Raw genomic sequence first — 2657 nt, 5'->3', positions numbered from 1 at the left:
GGGTGCCAGGAAAAAAACCCGGCCATGCAAAAGGAGGTCTATGAAAGATATTCCCCTAAAATGTATGCACTTTGTCTAAGATATGTCCAAGAAACCGCAACTGCCGAGGATATTCTCATTGTAGGTTTTATGAAAGTTTTTGACCGCATCCATCAGTTCAGAGGAACGGGGAGTTTTGGCGGCTGGATCAGGAGAATTATGGTCAATGAATGTCTGATGTATCTCGAAAAAGAGAAAAACCTTTACAAGGAAATAGGTTTGGATGGCCTTCTGCCGGCTCCCATTCAGTATCAGCCTTCGGATGATTTGGCCGTGGAGGACCTGATGAAATTGATAAATAGTCTTCCAAACGGATACAGAACTGTTTTCAACCTGTATGCCATAGAGGGATTTTCCCATCATGAAATTGCCCAGAAGCTGCATATCAGTGAGAATACCTCAAAATCCCAATTAAATAGGGCCAGGGCCCATCTCCAGAAAATGCTCAATATCAGGCCAATGGAGCGAAACACAAAATTGATGTCAGCTTAGGTTGTTTTGGTTTTTCCATAAAACCGGTACAATTTGATCTTTATACTAACTGAACAACCATGAACCTTGAACACGTAGCACTCTGGACAGAAAACCTGGAAAGTCTGAAAGCTTTTTATTGCATGCATTTCGGTGGGAAGACCAATTCTCTTTATCTCAACCAAAAGACCGGATTCAAAAGCTACTTTATCAGCTTTTCGGGAGGTGCCAGATTGGAAATCATGCAGATGGATGGAATTCCCTCCAACCTTAATGACAGAAAGACCAAACAGCACCTTGGATTAATCCATCTGGCATTTGGCGCCGGATCCAAGGAAGAGGTGGATGCAAAAGCCATGGAGCTTAAGGAAGCAGGATATGAAATTCTCAGAGGTCCCAGAACAACCGGCGACGGGTATTATGAATTCGAAACTTTGGATCCGGACGGAAACAGGATTGAGGTGACTTTTAAATTATAATACATTTTGGAAAATAGGGAGAAGGGTCTCCTAAGGATCAGTAAATGATAGATATAAACCATAAATAGAACCTCGGGAGATCCTTCGTGCCTACCATTGACGTATTTTTGGGAAATTATATAACATATTGATTATGTGACATTTCCATCAAAGCGGTTTTCTCATCTAGTTCTATGGCGAGCTTTTGGAAATACTTCTTTTTTTGCGCCAACAAACGGTTTTTGTAGTCCTCTACACCTTTTTCCACGAAATCTTGGCCTTTCACCATGAGTCGCCAGTACTGTTCGGCCAATTTTCTCGCTACCGCCTTGATCGCAATTCTTGACCCTTTTCTTGCCCTTATCCTTCGCCCAAACTCTCCCAAGGCTATCCGCTTACTTTGTAGCAGCGATTGGCCTATTGTGCGGAATATTTGGCCTGCTTTCGGTTTTCCCTTGGATTTATTTCTTCTTGACTTACCCGAATGGTTTTGTCCCGGAGATAAGCCCAGCCAACTGGTAAAGTGTTTCTCGGTTTCCCACTTACTGAGATCATTGCCTGTTTCTGTGTACAATTGAAACCATGTGTAAGAGGTAATCCCTGACAATTGGGTGGCATCTTTCCCATCGAACAATAATCTGAGATGGTCTTCCATTCCATCCACAGATGGTTTATGGTGTCTTACAGGCTTTTCTTTTCTTTTGGGTTTATTTTGCGGGAGATTCTGGTTCTGGCTCAAAACCTCCTCAATCTTTTTATCACATGCCAGGATTTGCCCCTGATAAAACTTGTACGCCTCATAAGCCTGCAACAAACTGAACAAACCTGTTTCGGTGTAGTATCCTTCCAATGCCTTGAGGATATCTTCAGCTTTGTTCTTGAGGCTTCCATGGCACAGGGCCAACAAAGCATGCGGGTTGCGCTCTCCGGCCAAAATGGCTTCAATGATAGACAGGCCACTCTTGCCCTGTACCTGACTCAACACTTGCGGAAGGCGAAGATTCATCTCGACCAGGGCTTTTTGCATGTGGTTGATATGCATGGCAGCACTTCTGATATGATCTTCCCGTAAGCGCTGATAGCTTCTGAGTTCTTTAACCAGACCTTCCGCCACAAAACAGCGGTTTAGCAAACCGTAACTGTGCAGCTGGTTTATCCATTGGCAATCTTTGACATCGGTCTTCCTTCCAGGTACCTGCCTTGTCTGCCTGCCATCAACCAGCCATACATCCAGTCCGGCAGCTTGCAGTACATCAAAAAGAATTATCCAATAACTCCCGGTGGCTTCCATGGCCACAGTCCTGATGCCGTGGGAGAGTAAATATGACACCGCATCTTTGAAATCCTGGGTGAAGGTGCCAAATACAGCTACCTGCTCCCCCTCGATACCGATATAAATATTGCGTGCGCCAATATCGATTCCGGCTGAATGTTGATGAATCTTTTCCATACAGTTCAAGAATTAAATGGTAAGAATAAAACTCTGAGCCCGTGGGATAACAGTCTAAAAGGCTACCATGCGGACAAGCTAAATGCTGTACCATACTTCTGTCTATCACTCACGGAACCATACTACCATACAGGCAAGTGCACTATACTCAGATCGGCCATACTGCACAGAGTTCCCGCAAATTTAATACGTCATTTCCTTTCTGTAAATGCCAAATTTTAAAAACTACCAATGACAGA

3 protein-coding genes are annotated in these 2657 nt (G+C 43.9%); 2 read left to right on the top strand and 1 reads right to left on the bottom strand.

What is annotated here, in order from left to right:
* Window positions 1–531 (top strand): RNA polymerase sigma factor (locus tag ACEW8O_RS15445; RefSeq protein ID WP_373495522.1); only part of this gene is annotated, 531 nt, incomplete at its 5' end.
* Window positions 532–590: 59 nt separating this feature from the next.
* A complete protein-coding gene (locus tag ACEW8O_RS15440) occupies window positions 591–989 on the top strand; it encodes a VOC family protein (RefSeq protein ID WP_373495521.1) in 399 nt (132 codons plus the stop codon).
* A 115-nt stretch (window positions 990–1104) separates the two neighbouring features.
* Here ACEW8O_RS15440 and ACEW8O_RS15435 read toward each other — a convergent pair whose 3' ends face one another.
* Window positions 1105–2418 (bottom strand): IS110 family transposase, encoded by a 1314-nt coding sequence (locus ACEW8O_RS15435; RefSeq protein ID WP_373495520.1) that lies wholly within the window; start codon window positions 2416–2418, stop codon window positions 1105–1107.
* Between the last annotated feature and the right edge of the window lie 239 nt (window positions 2419–2657).

Origin of the sequence: Aquiflexum sp. (assembly GCF_041749095.1) — a bacterium.
GTDB lineage: Bacteria > Bacteroidota > Bacteroidia > Cytophagales > Cyclobacteriaceae > Aquiflexum.
The sequence above is the reverse complement of the archived record's forward strand: the minus strand, read 5'-3'. Positions and strand labels throughout refer to the sequence as shown.

Bases quoted from the DNA above. Each gene is read 5' to 3' on its own strand.
- ACEW8O_RS15440 (WP_373495521.1), top strand. From the start codon at position 591: ATGAACCTTGAACACGTAGCACTCTGGACAGAAAACCTGGAAAGTCTG.
- ACEW8O_RS15435 (WP_373495520.1), bottom strand. From the start codon at position 2,418: ATGGAAAAGATTCATCAACATTCAGCCGGAATCGATATTGGCGCACGC.